The organism is Dolichospermum flos-aquae CCAP 1403/13F (assembly GCF_012516395.1).
In the GTDB taxonomy this organism is placed as follows: domain Bacteria; phylum Cyanobacteriota; class Cyanobacteriia; order Cyanobacteriales; family Nostocaceae; genus Dolichospermum; species Dolichospermum lemmermannii.
The window spans coordinates 77,280-95,656 of sequence record NZ_CP051206.1 but is presented as its reverse complement, the minus strand read 5'-3'; the positions used below and the strand labels follow the sequence as shown (position 1 = coordinate 95,656).

Sequence of the window (18,377 nt, the reverse complement as noted above, 5' to 3'; positions counted from 1 at the left end):
TTGTCTTTTACCTAAGAGGTTGTTTGAAAAGTATTATATGAAACCCATAATCTCCAAAAACCTAACCCCCCTACCCCCCTTCCCTACAAGGGAATGGGGGTTTTAAAGCCTCTCCCCTGGTAGGGGAGAGGTTTGGAGAGGGGTCTGTTTACACATGAAAAACTTTTAAAACATCCTCTAAATACGCAATTTAACCTAAAGTTATACTGGTATTAACTTAATCTTTATTGATGGAAGATGTCGTAATTTGTGGTTTATTGTTTGGTCAGGTTCATATAGTGGTGGAGACAGGTAATTTCTTGAGAGTGGCAAACACCTCAAGCTGTGATACTTTTGTGTGAATTTTTATTTATTACCGACTTGAAATATTGAGTGTGTCAAAAGTATGGTTAATTATGGATGTCACCATTAAAACCTTATTCGTTTAACAATCAATGGTTAATTCTAGTCTTGTTGCCACACTCTATGTTAATCCTGCTACAGGAAATGATGCTAATACGGGTTCTCGTCCTAGTCCCCTAAAAAGTATTACCCGCGCCCTGAAACAGGCAAAAGCATCAACAATTATTCAGTTAGCTAGTGGAACTTATAGCACAGCCAATGGGGAGGTATTTCCCTTGACCATTCCACCGGGAGTGTTGGTAGTAGGAAATGAGGCAAATAAAGGCCAGGAAATGATCATTTCTGGCAGTGGTGAATATCAAAGTCCTAGTTTCGGGGTACAGAATATCACTTTTCTTTTACTAAGTGATGCGAGTCTTTTAGGTGTGACGGTGATTAATCCTGCCGCAAAAGGTACTGGCGTGTGGATTGAATCATCAATACCTACCGTGGCCAACAGTACATTTAAGAACTGTACCAGAGAAGGAATTTTCATAACTGGGAATGCGAAACCAGGGATTGTAGATAATTTGTTTATTAACAATAAAGTGTGTGGATTAGTCATAGCTAAGAATAGCAAAGGGGAAGTGCTGCGGAATGTATTTGAAAATAATGCTTTGGGCATAGCCATTAGTGATTTTGCCGCGCCTTTAGTAGCAAATAATCAACTTTGTGCCAATGGCACAGCGATCGCCCTTTCCCGTGATGCTAAACCAGTATTACGGCGGAATCTCATCACTAGTAACACCCAAGGTGGTCTTTTAATCGTCGGTAATGCCGTTCCCGACTTAGGCAGTCCCCAAGACCCAGCAGACAACATTTTTCGAGAACAGGGTAAATTTGATTTACAAAATGTTACAGATCAAAAAATCATCTCCGTTGGTAATCAATTAAGTCTTCCCCAGGTCATTGGGGCGATAGATTTCATCGCTGCTACCGCTGACACCCCCAGTCAAATCGGAGTCAGCAGTAGATTTGCTGATTTAGAAGGACATTGGGCGGCAGCCTTCGTGGAAGCCCTAGTCAGTAAAGATATTATCAGTGGTTTTCCTGATGGCACTTTTCAACCAGCCACACCCATTACCCGCGCTCAATATGCAGCTTTGATGACGAAGACATTCCAACTACCAGAAAGTAATCAACTAGATAAATTCAAAGATGTCAAATCCGACTTTTGGGCTGCCAAAGCCATAGCCAGTGCCGCCGATAGAGGCTTTTTAAAAGGCTTTCCCGATGGTACATTTCGACCAGAAAATAACTTAACCAAAATTCAGGCACTAGTCTCCATTGTCAACGGTTTAAACTTGAGTGGTGGTAATCCTAACGTCTTGATGGTATACAGCGATCGCGCTCAAATTCCCAGTTACGCTACCAATGCCACTACCGTAGCTACGCAAAAACTATTAGTTGTCAATTATCCTCAACCAGATCAATTAGAACCATTGCGGGAAATTACTCGCGCTGAAGTCGCAGTCCTAATTTATCAGGCATTAGTCGCCACAGGACAAGAAAATCCCCTTCCCTCCGCCTATATTGTCAAACCAGAGACAGAGATTCCCTCTTTTTCCGATATTGTTGGTCATTGGGCAGAACCATTTATTCGGGCATTAGTTAGTATGAACTTAACCCAGGGTTTTGCTGATGGCACATACCAACCAGATCAAGCCATGAGCCGCGCTCAATATACAGCTTTAATTGCTGCGGCTTTTAATCCCCCAGCCAAACGTCCGTCCCCAGAATTTACAGACATAGCCAAGGATTTTTGGGCAGCTAACGCCATTGAAATCGCAGCCAGAGGCGGTTTTGTGGGCGGATTTAGCGATCGCACCTTCCGTCCTACCCAAAACGTCCAACGGCTACAAGTCATAGTCTCCTTGGTCAACGGACTGGGACTTTTGGCAACTGCTCAAAAAACCTTAACCTACATTGACCAAGATAAAATTCCCGAATATGCCCGCACAGCCGTTACCATCGCTACCCAGCAAAAAATTATTGTTAATTATCCAGATCCCAATTTACTAGCACCCACGAGGGAAGCCACCCGTGCCGAAGTTGCAGCCATGGTGTATCAGGCATTAGTCACCAGTCAACGCACAAAAGTTATTAATTCACCTTATGTTGTTTTGCATATCAGCAATTGACAAGTAGAATGGAAAACACTGCCTATCACTTTTGCTGCTGGTGAAAAAACTACTCATGTAGCTAAAAGTACGTTAGGCTAGATGCGATGGGTGAAATGTTTATACCTATTGCCTATAACTCACAGCCCATGTTAACAACAGCCCCGGTCACTCAAACTTTCGCACCTCCTGCCGAACTAGCAGCTAAGTTATTAACTCACTACAGCTTTGATCTCAACGGACACAATGCTAGTGAGCTAGTTAACCAATGGCAATCTGAATATCCCCTGCATTGGTTACATTTAGCAGTTATTGAAGCTTTGTATCAAGGTCGTTATAAAGCCGTATCTGTACAGCAAATCTTGAACTTTTGGCGACGAAAGGGTGAGACAACCTACCATTTCAATATGGAATTTGAGCGCATGATTTGTAGCAAATTCCCTGAACGTCTCACTTCTGGGTCTCTACAAGTTTTACCACCCACTAAACAGGAAATCAGGATGGAAGAATATAAAAATCTTCGTTTATTACCTGCTCCAGTGAGTTATAAGTATCAAATAAATAATAATTTACAGCCAATAGAAGAAAACCGAGACTATGCTCCAAAAAGCCTAGCCCCAGCCCCTTCTTCTGGGCAATTAACAGCAAATATCAGACAAGAGCAAATTATTGAAGAAATTTCCCCCCCACCTGCCCAACAGTTAATGCTACCAGCAACGGCCAATCATCCCCCTATTGGTCAGTTTATGCCACAAAAGAGCGATCGCACCGAATCCTTTACATCCAAACTCAAATCTATGACTAGTGAAAGATTGGAGTTGGCATTTTAGTCAGTTGTCAGTAGGGGCGAAGCATTTGGAAGATAAATTATCGGTCATTGTCAAAAATAGTTCTCCCAATGCTTCGCCCGTACAGTTGTCAGTAGGGGCGAAGCATTTGGAAGATAAATTATCGGTCATTGTCAAAAATAGTTCTCCCAATGCTTCGCCCGTACAGTTGTCGGTTGTTACCAATGACAAATGACCAATGACCAATTATTTCACAGCCTGAACAACTGATTTTAAACCTTTGCTATTGAAGAGGTTAACCATTTCAGAGGCACTTTCTTGACTATTGAAAACTCCCACCTGCACCACCCTGCGGCCTTGCCAAACCTTGGGAAAAGCACCAGTAACCAGAGAACTGACTAAATTCTGTTGCTGCTGATTTGCAACCAACACTAGCACCCGGTAACTGACATTTTGCCCAGTAGCTGTATAAATTTGAGGGTCTGATATTGGGGCTGAATTTTGCATATTTTCCCCTGTGGCTGCTTGAGGAGCTACAAATTCAATAGCACCAGAATCAAGTTGAGTATAATTAAATTGGGATGGATTAGATAGATTATTTGGTACTCGTGGCAATTGATTGGGATTAGAAACGGGTTTAATTTTTAAAGGTGTTACCGTTCTTTGATTAGGAGCATTGGGAACTGTGGGGGCAGAAAATGTGATTGGCCTGCGGGCTGAAGTTTCTGTTGATAAAGAATTAGCACCAGGATTTCTGGCTGTAGATGCGGTTGTACCTTGAAGATCCACTTTACCGCTGATCCGACTACTAACCAAATTATTTCCCGCCGCAGAAATCACCAACTTCGCAGTTTGGGCGTTGATATCATGACGACCATTATTCCGAAAGATATTCTTTCCTGGGTCATAACTACTACCTAAATCTGGTCTAGCTTGGGCAATTACGACTAGACCATCTTCTCTGTTACCTTGAATCAGATTATTCCTTAGCATTGGTGTAGCATTTGCTTGGACAATAATCCCCGATCTATTATTCTGAATTTGGTTAGCTACCACCACCGGAGACGCATTTTGGGCAATATTAATCCCAAAACCAGTTTCTTGAAAGATATTTTCCCTGATTTCGGGGCGAGCATTTCCAGAAATAGTTATGCCATTAGCACCATTGCGAACAAAAACATTTTTACTAATACTGGGTGTCCCATCACCAGCGACAGCAATTCCATCTTGGGTATTCTTAGTAAAGGTATTTTCCCGAACTATAATATTACTGGATTCAATCCATAATCCATAACCACGAGGATTGGTATTAGTGACGGTGACACCACTTAAACTAGCTTGGTTAGCACCAACAATAGTCACATTTTGACCACCAAACCGGCGACTGAGAAATTCGCCACCACCAGTAATTGTCACAGTTTGGCCTTTATTGTTAATGTTGCCTTGAATGGCTATACCAGGTTTCAACATTAAAGGAAATACTTCTCCACTTTGGACGCTATATGTACCGGGAGAGAGGATAATTACACTATTAGAAGGTGATGCTTCTAGGGCTTGGCTAATTGTCCGCCAAGGTGCGCTAATACTACCATTACCTGTTTTGTCATTTCCTATACTGGGGTTGACAAATGATTGGTTAATCTGAGAGATTGTTTTTTCACGTTGAAGTATTTGTTCGCCGACCGTCGGAATTTGAGCGAAGACACTACTTGCACTGGTTATGAAGAGTATTGTACTCGTCACTCCTAAACCAACTGTTAAACTCAAAATTGAGCAACTCAGGGAGTTTTTTCGGGTGTTCACAGATTTTTGGGGGACTATCATTTTTTATAAAACTCCTCTAAAATTTATAGCAACAACATTGAAAGTCTATTTGGATCTGAGACTGGATATCAACTGTTATACAATTAATTTTTATACTATCTCATGATAGTATGTCTACGATGTTACTTGTATCTTGACAAATTGACCACGATTAGTTAGCAAGTATTTAATAATTAAAATATTAAAATATGAATCAGGCTGGCTATTACTATAAAAGCATTAAAAATGAGGTTTTGTAATGGTTTCAGCCCATAGTCACACACAACAAACTGTTTATCGCATTTTAGATGCTAATTTAGATCGCGCTCGTGAAGGATTGCGGATTATTGAAGAATGGTGTCGGTTTGGTTTAAATAATGCCCAGTTTTCAGGTATATGTAAACACTTGCGTCAGGAGTTGGGTACTTGGCATACGGCAGAAATCCGCGCAGCACGAGATACACAGGGTGATCCAGGAACGGATTTGAGTCATCCCCAAGAGGAACAACGGGCTGATATTACATCGCTATTACAGGCTAATTTTTGCCGGGTGCAGGAAGCGTTGCGCGTATTAGAAGAATATGGCAAGCTTTATCATGGGAATATGGGAGCGGCTTGTAAACAAATGCGTTATCAAGTTTATACCCTGGAAAGTAATTTGATGGGTTATCAGCGTCATCAGTTATTATGGCGATCGCATTTATATCTGGTAACATCTCCCGCAGATAATTTATTCGCAATTACCGAAGCGGCTCTTCAAGGTGGATTAACTCTGTTACAGTATCGGGAAAAGACCGCTGATGATTTAATCCGCTTGGAACGGGCGACAAGACTGCGTGAATTATGTCACCATTATGGGGCTTTATTCATTATTAATGATCGGGTAGATTTAGCTTTGGCTGTAGATGCTGATGGTGTCCATTTGGGACAACAGGATATACCCATTGCTGTAGCGCGTCAATTACTGGGACATCAGCGCATTATCGGACGCTCTACCACAAATCCCCAAGAAATGCAAGGGGCAATTGCCGAAGGTGCGGATTATATTGGTGTGGGGCCTGTGTATGAAACACCGACTAAAGCGGGTAAAGCCGCAGCGGGTTTAGAGTATGTGAAATATGTTTCCCAAAATTGTCAGATTCCTTGGTTTGCAATTGGGGGAATAGATATGAGTAATCTTAATGATGTGACGAAGGCAGGGGCGCAACGGGTAGCTGTAGTGCGATCGCTCATCGAATCAGATCAACCTACCCTAGCAACTCAGTATTTTCTTTCGCAACTGCACCGCATCAAATAAATCAGGAGTTTTGACAATCCCCGGTCTAAAGACACAAGGATGCCAGTCCTTGGTCAATTGCTGCCAGTACATCGGCATTTAGTTGCACTCCTGATGCAGCAGCATTATCAACAATTTGTTCTGGACGACTAGCGCCGATAATTGCTGAAGATACGTATTCAGAGTGTAGTACCCAAGCCAGAGCTAACTGTGCCATACTCAAATTTAAGTCTTGGGCAATGGGTTTCAGTTTCTGTACTGCTGTGAGAATGCGATCGCTAAACAAATTCTCCAGCAAAAACAAATTCATTTTTTCGTTTGCAGCGCGAGAATCTTGAGGAGGAGCTTGTCCCGGCTGGTATTTACCTGTGAGTATACCTTGAGCTAACGGCGACCAAACAATCTGACCAACACCATTAGTTGCACACAATGGAAAGACTTCCGCTTCCGGTTCGCGCCAAAGCATAGAATACTGGGGCTGACTGGAAACAAAGTGTTCAACATCAGCCAGATTGAATGCTGCTTGAATTTGCTCTGGACTCCACTCGCTAAAGCCGATGTAACGAGCTTTTCCCTGATGCACTACCTCAGTGAGTGCCATCATTGTTTCCTCCAAAGGTGTATTCGGATCGTAGCGATGGCATTGATATAAGTCAATATAATCGGTACGCAATCGCTTTAAGGAAGCATCAATTTGTTTTTTGATCTGGACTGCTGAAAGTCCTTGATCAGTAGGTGACATGGGAAAAAATACTTTTGTCGCTAAGATATAAGAAGATCGCTCAATTCCTTGTAATACTTCTCCCAAAAATGACTCAGCGCCACCCGCAGCGTAAGAATTAGAAGTGTCAATCAAGTTAATGCCAACGTCAAATGCTTTGTGAATGGAAGCCTCTACATTTTGCTGTTCTACACCTTCATAAATACCCCAGGAACCGAGACTGATTTCGGAAACGTGCAGTTCGCTGTTACCCAATTGTCTGTATTTCATTTTGATTTTGTATTTGATTTCTTAATTACGAATTACTTATTATTTGGTCAGTTTCATTTCCAGAGAAATTAATTAGGTAATGAGTTGGTAACAGCCTCATTTTGCTCTTTTGATGGCAAAGTCATATATATCTGTATTCCCAAAGTAAAAGCGCAAGATAACATAAACATAAATAAAGCTAACCATAAGAAATGATTACTATGAAAATAAAATGTTGATAAAGATAGAGAAATCAGTCCTAGTGAGCCACTAATCAAGTACGTATTGCGGATAGCAGATCCTTCACCCAAGCCAGCAAGATATCCATCTAGAATATAGGTAACTCCCGCGCCTAGGATCACAAGAACTAACCAAGGGATATAAATTTTAATTGCTTCTATCAATTCAGAATGGTTGGTGAATATATGAAATATAGGATCAGGAAAAAAGACAGCAGCCAGCCCAATTACTAAACTAATTACTAGGTTAGTTACTAATCCAACTTGCAAAAGTGGTACAAATTTATGTGTTACTCCTTGACCTTTAAAGTTACCTGTGAAAGTTGCAGTAGCATATTCCACTCCATCGCACATATACATACTTAATCCTACTATTTGCAGAAGTAAAATATTTTCAGCCAGAACATCAGTCCCCAGTGTTGCACTAAAAGCATTGAAGAGGACAAAAATAGAGACGATAACTATAAACCTAACAGACAGATTGCGATTCAGAACGAAAGAAGTTTGGAAGCCAGACAAATTTAGGAGTTTTCCTGTTAAAGCACCTACTTCTTTTAAGGTAACTTCACGGCTAATCATCACAAACCCTACAAATAAGGTTATGTACTGGCTCATAGCTTGCGATATTCCTGCCCCCATGCTTGCCCAATCCCAAAGGATAATGAAAAGGTAATTCAGGGCAACATTAGAACCATTTCCAACAATAGTGAGTAACAAAACGTTGCGATTTTGTTCTCGTCCAAGAAACCATCCAATTAAGACTAAGTTGACTAAAGCCGCAGGCGCTCCCCAAATCCGGCTATTAAAATAAGCAATGCCAGCAAGTTCCACATCTGGAGTGGCGTTCAACAACATAAAGCCTAGCTTCCCCAGAGGGTATTGCAACAGTAGCATCAGCAGACCCAATGCCAAAGCTATTAAAGTATTTTGTAGTCCGGTTAGAAGTATTGCTTCTCGGTCATCTCGTCCGACGGCTTGAGATGTAATCGCAGTTGTTCCTGACTTGATAAAGAAACAACTGTGGTAGAGAAAATCAAACACAAGACCGCCTAATGACACCCCTGCTAAATAACTAATGTTTGAAAGGTGTCCCAGGAAAGCTACGCTCATTATACCCGCTAAAGGTATCATAATGTTTGACGCTACATTGAGAGCAGCCATCTTCAAAAAGCGATATAGAAAGTCGTATTGGGAAAAAATTTTTGTATTCATTCAATTTTCTTGCTTGCAATTGATTTTATAGTGTGATAAGTTAGTGGGCTGCACATTTATTTATTCACCATACACCATTCTCTAGCTAACTATGATTTCTCAAATTGAACCTTGGATTGATGAAAAGGAGTTCGATGAAGTTAAGCGCGTAATTGACTCGACATATCTCACGGAAAGTAAAATCACTGCTGAATTTGAAGCAGGAATACAACAATTAACGCAATCTAAACATAGTATTGCTACTTCCAATGGAACTACAGCTTTGTACTGTGGATTAAAAGCATTAGATATTGGTTATGGTGATGAAGTAATTGTCCCAAATCTTACATTTGTCGCTTCATCCAATGCTGTAATTATGGCTGGAGCTAAACCTGTTTTTTGTGAAGTCAAAAAAGACACGCTTTGTATTGATGTTGAGGCAGCAGCAGCATTAGTGACAGAGCGCACTAAGGCAATAATGCCAGTCCATTTATACGGGCAAAGTGCTGACATGGTTGCAGTAAAAGAATTTGCTCTTGAGTATAATCTGAAAATAATTGAAGACGCTGCTCAAGGAATTGGCGTTAAATTCAAGGGAGAACACGTAGGATTACAAAGTGACGTAAGTGCTATTTCATTTTATGGTAATAAAACCATTACTTGTGGTGAGGGAGGAATAATACTCACTCAAAGCGACACCATTGCCCAAGCTTGTCGGCGGTTAAAAAATCACGGACGCGATCGCAGAGGCACATTTGTACACGAACATATAGGTTTTAACTTTTCTATTACCGAACTACAATCAGCAATTGGTGTGGCACAACTCAAGAAACTGCCAGAAATTATTCGCCGTAAGCAGGAAATCTGTGACATTTACAATCAAGGATTAGGAGATATCTCTCAACTACAAATACTACCAATAGATGAACGCTGTGAACCTGTATATTGGTTTACTTCATATTATGCCCAAAATCGAGCCGAATTAGAAACCTTCTTGTTGAGTAACGATATTCAAACAAGGCGCTTTTTCTGTCCTCTTCATATGCAGCCTTGCTACAAAGATTTAGTTGACCCCAATCTTGAATATCCTATCAGTGAGAAGGCTTATGAACAAGGAATTTCATTACCATCAGCTTATGGATTAAAGCCAGAACATCAAGCTTATGTTATTGAGAAAATCCGTGAGTTTTATTTAGGGTAATGAGCAATTTTGAATTTACTCAATGCCTAGAAAAACTTGTTACCAATCTGGTAACTTTGCCAGATAGTGAAGTTTTAGCTGAAGCTTTGGCCACAGGAAAAGATTATATAACATTGCTTCAGCACCAGGAAGTTGCAGGCATCACAGAAATTCGGACTATTCCCGGACAGGCTGCTCAAAATATTACCGGAGAGCCTGTGAATACCAAATTTCATGAGTACATAGATAACATTATTCGACCGCAAATTATATCAGGAGAAATTTCTGACGGCACACAAAGTAAATATGATGATAGAAAAGCTAGATGGTCTGGAGCAGGTGTAAGGGGAAATTGGTTTTGCAAAAATGAAGTTTTATATTTAGAAGTTGGACCGACAACTTATCCTAGATATCGTCAAGACATAGAAAGAACTAAAATTGAGTCATTAGAATTGATGATCAAAGGGTTAGAAAAATATAAAGATCCCTTTGTATATTTTTCTAGAACAATGGGTGTTACTGTAATTCCTATCTCTAGACAAGGTGGTATTTACATTGGAGAACGATCTTCAAATGTTGATTGTCCTGGATTACTCAATTTTGTAGCTGGTCTGGCGACATTTAATGAAATTCCTGCAAATATTAACTTTTATACTGATGCTCAACAAGAGTTAGCCGAAGAAGTCGGTATTTGTATGGAACTGAATAATTCTAATACTCAATTTGTTGGGATTGCTGGAAATCCTTTTACAAGTGAAAACGACTTAGTTTTTATAGTTCAAACCTCTGTTGACGAAGACCATTTTGAATCGCAAAGATTGAGTGAACACTCGCGGCTTGTACGTTTAAACAATAAGTCTGATGCTGAGAAGTTACTAAACGAAGGATTGTTACCTGGGGAAAATACAAAAAAAGCTATCGCCTATGCTTCTAGGATAGGACTAGAATATTTGGTTAAATATTTTTTTTAAAAAATCTAGCAAATATTACGCCTTTTTTAATAATTACAATGATAACAATTGAAGCCACTGCTACTGTAACAACAGACAATAAAGTAACAATTTCAGTTCCCGCTAATATTCCTCCAGGGACACACAAAATGGTGCTAACTATTGATGAGCAATTAATAGGAGATAACATAACCATATCACCCGATCAAGCCTGTGATCAGTTTAGACCTCCAATGGAATCAAATTTAGATTGTGTAGAGTTGTCTATAGTAGTACCTCTTCACAATGAAGAGCCTAATATTGATCACTTATTTGAGCGTCTTTCTTCAGTTTTGAATAAGCTAAACATTACTTATGAGATTATTTGTATAGATGATGGCAGTAGGGACAATACTGTCAAGTCTTTGATCAATCACCACTATCAAAATCCAGCTATTAAAATAGTGAGTTTCTCCCGTAATTTTGGCAAGGAAATTGCGTTAACAGCAGGAATTAATCACTCACAGGGAAAAGCCGTTATTCCAATAGATGCGGATCTTCAAGACCCTCCAGAACTAATTGAGCAACTGATTGATAAGTGGCGCGAGGGTTATGATGTAGTTTATGCTCAACGTCGTTTACGGTTAGATGATAGTTGGGTCAAACGCTTAACAGCTAAAGGATTTTATTGGACTATAGCCAAGGTAAGTCCTGTGGATATTCCTGCAAATGTGGGTGATTTTAGATTATTAGATCGACGAGTTGTAGAAGCACTCAAAAAGATTCCTGAACGAACTCGTTTCATGAAAGGTTTATTTGCTTGGGTGGGTTTCAAACAATATTCAATCCTCTATGATCGCCAACCCCGTTATCAAGGAGAGAGCAAGTGGAATTATTGGAAACTTTGGAATTTTGCCCTTGATGGAATTACCTCTTTTAGCCTTATTCCCCTAAAAATTTGGACTTATTTGGGGTTCGTTCTCTCATTTTTGGCATTCTTGTATGCCGCCTTTTTGATTATTTTAACCATGATTAAAGGAATTACAGTACCAGGCTATAATTCCTTAATGGTCGTTGTCCTCTTTCTCGGTGGCATACAGTTGATAGGATTAGGGATAATTGGAGAATATTTAGGACGAGTTTATGAAGAAGCCAAGCAACGTCCACTATATTTGGTGCAAGAATATCACGGTTTTTCCCATAATCCCCTGGATCTGGAATGCACTCAAAAAAGTTGACAATGTAGCACTATTCATGTAAGATTTTCCTGTTAATATTAAAACAGAGTTTTATGAATAATCTGACTAATAAAGAAGTTGTGAAACGCTTTTTTGAAATCTATAACACTCAAGATTACGAAGCTGCATACAAGTATATTGTTCCAAATTATATAGATCATGGGCTACCTCAAGTGCGAAGCGTAGAGGATGCGATTGAGATTTTGAAGCTGACTCATAAAAGCTTTCCAGATATTAAAGTAATTATTGATGATCTAATTGAAGAAAATGACAAAGTGGTGTTTCGAGGTTGCTTTACAGCTACGCACCTGGGCGAATTTCTTGGTATACCTTCCAGTGGAGCAAAGATAAAATTTGAAGCGTTGGAAATATTCAAGGTTGAAAATCAGAAGATTACAGAATCTTGGGGATACTGGCCGCTTTTAGAAATTGTGAATCAAATTCAGGTTTCACAAAAGCTTTAGGAAATTGGTTGCGCTTAACCGACAAGTATGGTTCTAGAAGCTGTTATCACCTTTATTTTAGTAATGATCAACTGCTACAGAGCAAGGGATTTTTAGATAATTTTTCACCCCTAATGCATATAATTAAAATTATCGTCCTGCATGGAAAATAAGTTTTTAAACCAAGAAAATGAATTTAGAAACACAACCTCCAATAGCTAAACAAAATGCCCCAATTTGGTTAAAAATATTAGTAATTTTCCTGATGGGGTTAGGTATCTTCTTTCGCTTTGCCCATTTGGGTCAAAGAGCGATTTGGTACGATGAAGCTTTTACTGCTCTATTTATTTACTGTTTTATACTCCGCAAGGGAATAAATTGAGCTTTTGCTTAAAGGGGATATATGGATATTGCTGTTGCTTATATTTTAAGTGTCTATATCTTTTCAGAGAAGCAATGGCAACAAAAAATTTGGCAATGTTTAATGGTTGGATTTATTTTAGCTGGAATAGTCTCAGATGTAATGCTTTTTCAAGCTGATACTTGGTGGCTACAAATAGGTAATCAATATTCTCTAGCTACTGCTAAATATATCAATAAATTTGATAATCCTTTACTATTAAGTAATAACAATATTTATAATATCGGCAGTTTGCTAATCTTAAATCATCTTTTAAATTCAAACACCAATTTACTAATTGTAGAAGATGACCATCTACCACTGATTCCCCAAAAAGCCAGCAAGATATTTTTATTTGATTCTGATATGACGAATAGCCAAAACTTGCTTGCTCGATTTAAGGAAGATAAAACCTATTCACTGAGGTTGATTGACGAGCCACTAACAGAACTGTGGCAAATCGAAAAAATTCAGAAAAAATAGAAATTTTTTTAACTTGGAGAAGTACATTAAATGTCTCAAGAGCAGCAATTAATCGGTCAGCGATTACAACGCTTTTTAAAATTCAATCTGATTTGTTTTTTCAGGTTAATTTTAAATAGTTTAATAGTCAATTGTTTATTTTATAGATTTGGCATGAATGAATATATCGCCAAGTTGGGGGCGATCGCTTGCGTTACCCTCTGGAATTTCTGGCTCAACCTCAAGCTAAATTGGCAGGTGAGACCTGAGAGGTTGTTTGAAAAGTTTTAGGTTGTGATTTTAGGCACTTACAGATCCCCCCTAACCCCCCTTAGCAAGGGGGGAACTAGAGTCAAAGTCCCCCTTTTTAAGGGGGATTTAGGGGGATCTGAAAATATTTGATAGACCATGAGGGACTTTTCAAACACCCTCTGACGTGTAAGTTCATTTTCACCTGAAAAGTGGTATGCTTATGGATGCTGATTACCCAATTACGAATTGTTGAGGAATCAATGGAAGGAAACATATTTTTAGAGAAAATTTTTAAATTTCTGATCGGTGGAGGTATCACAACCTGCTTTAACTTATTTTTAATTTTTTTGCTGATTGACTGGTGGGGATGGGATACTCCTGTACTACACAATATAGCCAATGCTATATCAATTGAACTCTCTGTGTTATTGAGTTTTTTCATTTATCGTATTTGGATATGGACAGAGGGGGAGTGGAAGATTAAAGAAGTTTTATTTAAGCAACTTCCCCTGTTTCATTTAGCGGCAGGAAGTGCAGTAGTTGCGCGAATTTTTTTTCTATTTCCCGTGTTAGACTATTTGAGTATTGATCATAAAATCAATACACTGGTTGGAGGTTTATTCGGTGCGACTATCAATTATATTATGAGCGATCGCTTTGTCTTTAAAAGTGACAATGATCAACAAACAGAACTTGATTTATCTGCTCTTCCAGAATTAGACGCATCTTTAGACCAAACAGAGAATTAAGCATCTTAATCAGGGCAAGCGCATCTTATTTTTAGAATGCTTACTGGACAAAGGTTTTGACGATTGTTAATTTTTGTAACTAAAAGTTGAAACCCTTGCTGGGCATGGATTACAGAATTTAGGTGCGTTTGCCCTGGCATCTTAATGAACTGATATCAAAATCATCAAATCGTTAATCTCAATGAGGTATCAATAGCAATGGAATCTCAAATGTATCAGGAAATGATGGAAGTCGAAGACAAACATTGGTGGTTTGTGGCCCGACGATCAATCATTGAGCAAGTTATTAAAAAGTTGAATTTACCCGCAAATGCAGAAATATTTGAAGCGGGTTGTGGAACTGGAGGTAACTTAGCTATGCTTAGTCATCATGGAAAAGTCTATGGTATGGAGTTAGATGAAACAGCACAAAATTTTGCTAATGACCTGAAAATAGGAGAAATTCAGCCCGGTTTTTTACCAAATAATATTCCATTTCCTGAACAAAAGTTCGACCTCATAGTATTATTAGATGTCTTGGAACATCTGGAAGAAGATACTGCATCTTTGCAAGCTTTGTCTGCAAAACTGAAGCCGTCTGGATGGTTGTTAATTACTGTTCCTGCTTATCCTTGGCTTTGGTCTAAACATGATGAGCTTCTTCATCATCAACGGAGATATTTACTCAATAACTTGCGGCAAATTGTTGGTAGTGCTGACTATAATATAAATTTCGCCAGTTATTTTAATTCTGTATTATTTCCTGTAATTGCAGTTGCTCTCCTATTACAAAAACTATTTAATAAAGGAGGTAATGAACAAAATATACCACCGAAGTTAATTAATCAAATCTTAACCTTCCTGTTTGGAATTGAGCGTTATTTGATAGGACGTTTATCTATCCCCTTTGGTGTATCAATCTTACTCTTAGCGCGAAAAAATGAAATAGTATCTGTAGGGTGCGTTAATTAAATGTCACGCACCATTAATCAAATTTACTCAAAATCAACCAGGGAATTATTTATTTATGGTATTACCAAATCAGTTAGTTAGAAATATTGTAATTTTAGCCATTATTACTTTTATCGCTCATTTTTGGCATTATCAAAACTTAGGATTATATGAAGATGATTATTTTTTAATCGCTCAACCAATGTCCATGAACTTTCATGATTTTGGTGATTTCTTTAAATGGCATATTCTTCATTATGATGCTACAGAAGGTCGTCCCTTACTCTACATTATTGAGTTTTCAGTGGGTTTTTTAGGTAAATTAATTGGAAATTTCCAATCTCTTTATTTAATCAATTATTTAGTTCTTTTAATCAACAATATTCTAGTATATTTATTTCTCAGTTCTCTTTGGAGACAACCCATTTTTATCATCACGGGAACTCTAGCTTTTACTCTATTTCCAGCAGACACTAATCATGCCTATTTAACTCATATATTTCTATATTCATCTTTTACATTTCTATTGTTAGCTTTTCTCTCCTATTTATCTGGTAGACAATTATTATCATACTTACTGATTTTCGCATCTCTTTTATGTTACGAAACAATGTTACCTCTATTTATTACCGCTCCATTATTTAAAAATCAGTGGAACAAAAACTTAGTTAAGGAAATGCTCAGACATACTCTAATTTTAGCAGCTATGTTAGGGACGATTGCAATTATACGCAAGATAACAGGTGAAGCTAGAGTTGATGGTTTAGATATTATCAAACTTATGCTGATTCCCATCCGCCAAATGCTAATCGGACCCTTTGTGAGTTTAAGTATGTTTTTCTATCGTCCTGCTCAAACTCTGCTAAATTTGAAAGGAGAATTATTAGTTTTTATACCTCTATGTATTTTAGGTTTTACATTACTTTTGTCTAATCTAAAAATTGAAGCAGAAGACAATAAAACTGAAGATGATTTGCCTATTTTATCACCGATTAAAAAGTTAGCATTCTTGGGGTTAGCGTTATTAATTTTATCTTATCCTTTATTTTTTACCGTTGCAGCCACTGAAATTAATGGCCGTAATTCGCGGGTTCATATGACAGCAGCATTAGGAGCTTCAATCCTCATTGGTTTGTTCTGTTATCTAATTATTAATCTCTGCCATAATAATAATTTGGCAAAAAATCTCGCTAATACAAGTTTAGCTGTATTGTTCTCCTTAATATTAGGATTTGGCTTAATCGTACAGCAAGAAAATCAGAAAACCTGGGAATACCAACGAGCTTTTTGGACTGATATTGTACATCTTGCTCCAGATATTGAACCAGACACAATAATTTTAGTTGATAGCCCTCATTTAAACACTGGGAAACATCTACACTCTTTTATTGAGTGGGGTGTACCTATGACATTGAGACAAATTTATCAATTTCCAAAAACATGGGAACGTCTGGATGAATTACCTCAAAGTGAAGATAAACCTAGATGGTATTTTTGGCAGCAGTACACACTTTATCCTAAAGTATATAGGTTGAGTGTTAACTGGCAGGACACAATAGTAAATCAAGGTAAATTTGATTTTAACCCTAATAGCAAAGCATTTGATTATTTTCTACAATGGGAATTACCTCGCCTTATTGACAGTCATAATATTATTTTGTTGCAGGAACAGAATGGAAAATTATTCCGTAGAACTGAGCCTTTGAAAATTGCCAATCAAATCTTTAATTTTAAACCCATTTCTGAGTCAACACTTGATTTTGAAAAAGGTGCTTTATATAGTTCCTTGATTAAACCAGATGATGAACTTTCTCCTAGTTATTTTGATAGTAAGATTGTGCTGACTCCCAAAGAAAAGAAATTAGAAGAATTGGGAATAACAACAAATTTTTTGAATTGATGTTGTTATAGAAATTTATTAAAAGTGGGAAATCAATATGACCAAAGAAACAATAATTATGCTAAATTAATAGAAATCAATCATTTAGGGATGTAACAATGTTGAATTTTTTCAGTGATTCTGAAGCTAAGAATGACTTAGATAAGTCATTTTATGCAGTTACTACACCATTTTTATTTTTGATTCTTGGGATATTTGCTATATCTTCCACTGCTATTTTTATCAAACTTGCACTTAATGAACTAAGCGTAGAAGCTATAATTTTTGATCGTTTATTGATTGCTACAATCACATTTGTTTGTGGGAATTTAGTTTCACATCTTTGGAAATCTCCAACGGATAATGATAATGATACTATTTCTCCAACAGCAAAGGAAGCTAATCAAATAAATTGGATTATTGTCGGTTTGATGATACTAGAGAGTATCACTCATTTAACAGGACGCTATATATATATGTGGGCATTACAAAACACTACTGCGGTGAATGCTCTGACTTTATCCAACTTCACACCAATTTTCACATTCTTAGTGGCTTGGTTATTTATTGGTAAGCAGTTTGATCGCCGTTTTTTGATGGGATTAGCGATTGCTGTAGGAGGAAGCATTTGCTTAACCCTAGAAGATTGGTTACATTCAGAAAATCAATTATTTGAAATAAAGGCAATACTAGGAGATGGAGCAGCCTTATTGTCTGCTATGGTTTATGCTTTAGCTATGTTACAGATGGAAAAATTGCTAAGATATTTACCAAATATCACTTTTTTAACATGGCGTTGTATTATTAGTTTGATTTTGATTACACCATTTGTATGGATTAAAGGTGATTCAATTTTTCCTAGCACTACTACAGGATGGTTAGCAATTTTAGGTTTAGGATTAATTTGTGAAGTAATTGCCCGTAGTTTAATTACTTATAGTTTTAAACATTTTTCTTCTACTTTTTTGACTATCTTTTTTTTGATAGAACCTTTCCCAGTTGCTTTTTTTGCTTGGATTTTCTTAGGGGAATTTCTCTCACCATTCAATGTCATGGGATTTGTTCTAATTGCTGTGGGTATTTATTTAGCTAAAACTGGGAAAGGTTCTGATCGTGACAATGACTAACTCTCTTTTACTTTATTGAT

General features: G+C 37.9%; 18 protein-coding genes. 15 read left to right on the top strand and 3 right to left on the bottom strand.

Going from position 1 to position 18,377, the window contains the following annotated elements; all coding sequences use genetic code 11:
* The first annotated feature begins 434 nt into the window (after positions 1-434).
* The 3 genes from HGD76_RS00525 to HGD76_RS00515 all read left to right on the top strand — a co-directional run bounded on the left by HGD76_RS00525 (position 435) and on the right by HGD76_RS00515 (position 3,524).
* Positions 435-2,522, top strand: coding sequence for an S-layer homology domain-containing protein (locus HGD76_RS00525; RefSeq protein WP_168694631.1), 2,088 nt, complete (start codon positions 435-437; stop codon positions 2,520-2,522).
* Positions 2,523-2,617: 95 nt separating this feature from the next.
* On the top strand, positions 2,618-3,331 hold the full coding sequence (locus HGD76_RS00520) for a hypothetical protein (protein ID WP_233466989.1): 714 nt from the start codon (positions 2,618-2,620) through the stop codon (positions 3,329-3,331).
* Between the two features lie 4 nt (positions 3,332-3,335).
* Positions 3,336-3,524 carry a hypothetical protein gene (locus HGD76_RS00515; RefSeq protein WP_168694629.1) on the top strand — a complete coding sequence of 63 codons (189 nt, stop codon included), beginning with the start codon at positions 3,336-3,338 and terminating at the stop codon, positions 3,522-3,524.
* Between the two features lie 11 nt (positions 3,525-3,535).
* Here HGD76_RS00515 and HGD76_RS00510 read toward each other — a convergent pair whose 3' ends face one another.
* Positions 3,536-5,113, bottom strand: a complete 1,578-nt coding sequence (locus HGD76_RS00510) for a DUF1565 domain-containing protein (protein WP_168694627.1) — start codon at positions 5,111-5,113, stop codon at positions 3,536-3,538.
* A gap of 238 nt (positions 5,114-5,351) precedes the next feature.
* On the opposite strand from HGD76_RS00510, the gene HGD76_RS00505 reads away from it, so the two are divergent.
* Positions 5,352-6,389 (top strand): thiamine phosphate synthase, encoded by a 1,038-nt coding sequence (locus HGD76_RS00505; RefSeq protein ID WP_168694625.1) that lies wholly within the window; start codon positions 5,352-5,354, stop codon positions 6,387-6,389.
* Positions 6,390-6,414: 25 nt separating this feature from the next.
* Here HGD76_RS00505 and HGD76_RS00500 read toward each other — a convergent pair whose 3' ends face one another.
* Together HGD76_RS00500 and gntT are read right to left on the bottom strand one after the other, a co-directional pair.
* Entirely contained in the window at positions 6,415-7,359 is a 945-nt protein-coding gene (locus HGD76_RS00500) for an aldo/keto reductase family protein (protein ID WP_168694623.1), read from the bottom strand.
* 68 nt (positions 7,360-7,427) lie between these two features.
* Positions 7,428-8,789, bottom strand: a complete 1,362-nt coding sequence (gntT, locus tag HGD76_RS00495) for a guanitoxin biosynthesis MATE family efflux transporter GntT (RefSeq protein WP_168694622.1) — start codon at positions 8,787-8,789, stop codon at positions 7,428-7,430.
* 91 nt (positions 8,790-8,880) lie between these two features.
* Here gntT and HGD76_RS00490 point away from each other — a divergent pair, with 91 nt between their 5' ends.
* The 11 genes from HGD76_RS00490 to HGD76_RS00440 all read left to right on the top strand — a co-directional run bounded on the left by HGD76_RS00490 (position 8,881) and on the right by HGD76_RS00440 (position 18,357).
* Complete coding sequence (locus tag HGD76_RS00490; protein ID WP_168694620.1) at positions 8,881-9,969, top strand: DegT/DnrJ/EryC1/StrS family aminotransferase; 1,089 nt, start codon at positions 8,881-8,883, stop codon at positions 9,967-9,969.
* Positions 9,969-10,919, top strand: a complete 951-nt coding sequence (locus HGD76_RS00485) for a hypothetical protein (protein WP_168694618.1) — start codon at positions 9,969-9,971, stop codon at positions 10,917-10,919. The genes HGD76_RS00490 and HGD76_RS00485 overlap by 1 nt, the downstream gene beginning before the upstream one ends.
* Positions 10,920-10,957: 38 nt before the next feature.
* A complete protein-coding gene (locus HGD76_RS00480) occupies positions 10,958-12,115 on the top strand; it encodes a glycosyltransferase family 2 protein (RefSeq protein ID WP_325064823.1) in 1,158 nt (385 codons plus the stop codon).
* 53 nt (positions 12,116-12,168) lie between these two features.
* Positions 12,169-12,579, top strand: a complete 411-nt coding sequence (locus HGD76_RS00475; RefSeq protein ID WP_168694616.1) for an ester cyclase — start codon at positions 12,169-12,171, stop codon at positions 12,577-12,579.
* A gap of 169 nt (positions 12,580-12,748) precedes the next feature.
* Positions 12,749-12,940 (top strand): hypothetical protein, encoded by a 192-nt coding sequence (locus tag HGD76_RS00470; protein ID WP_168694614.1) that lies wholly within the window; start codon positions 12,749-12,751, stop codon positions 12,938-12,940.
* Positions 12,941-12,961: 21 nt separating this feature from the next.
* Positions 12,962-13,441, top strand: a complete 480-nt coding sequence (locus HGD76_RS00465; RefSeq protein ID WP_168694613.1) for a hypothetical protein — start codon at positions 12,962-12,964, stop codon at positions 13,439-13,441.
* A 30-nt stretch (positions 13,442-13,471) separates the two neighbouring features.
* Positions 13,472-13,711, top strand: a complete 240-nt coding sequence (locus HGD76_RS00460) for a GtrA family protein (RefSeq protein WP_168694611.1) — start codon at positions 13,472-13,474, stop codon at positions 13,709-13,711.
* Between the two features lie 185 nt (positions 13,712-13,896).
* Positions 13,897-14,421 carry a GtrA family protein gene (locus HGD76_RS00455; RefSeq protein WP_053540371.1) on the top strand — a complete coding sequence of 175 codons (525 nt, stop codon included), beginning with the start codon at positions 13,897-13,899 and terminating at the stop codon, positions 14,419-14,421.
* 198 nt (positions 14,422-14,619) lie between these two features.
* Positions 14,620-15,372, top strand: a complete 753-nt coding sequence (locus tag HGD76_RS00450) for a class I SAM-dependent methyltransferase (RefSeq protein ID WP_053540370.1) — start codon at positions 14,620-14,622, stop codon at positions 15,370-15,372.
* 55 nt (positions 15,373-15,427) lie between these two features.
* The gene (locus HGD76_RS00445) at positions 15,428-17,251 is read left to right on the top strand and encodes a hypothetical protein (RefSeq protein ID WP_053540369.1); all 1,824 of its coding nucleotides are present in this window, start codon (positions 15,428-15,430) and stop codon (positions 17,249-17,251) included.
* A gap of 98 nt (positions 17,252-17,349) precedes the next feature.
* Positions 17,350-18,357: a DMT family transporter gene (locus HGD76_RS00440; protein WP_168694610.1), complete on the top strand. Its 1,008-nt coding sequence runs from the start codon at positions 17,350-17,352 to the stop codon at positions 18,355-18,357.
* Positions 18,358-18,377 lie beyond the last annotated feature (20 nt).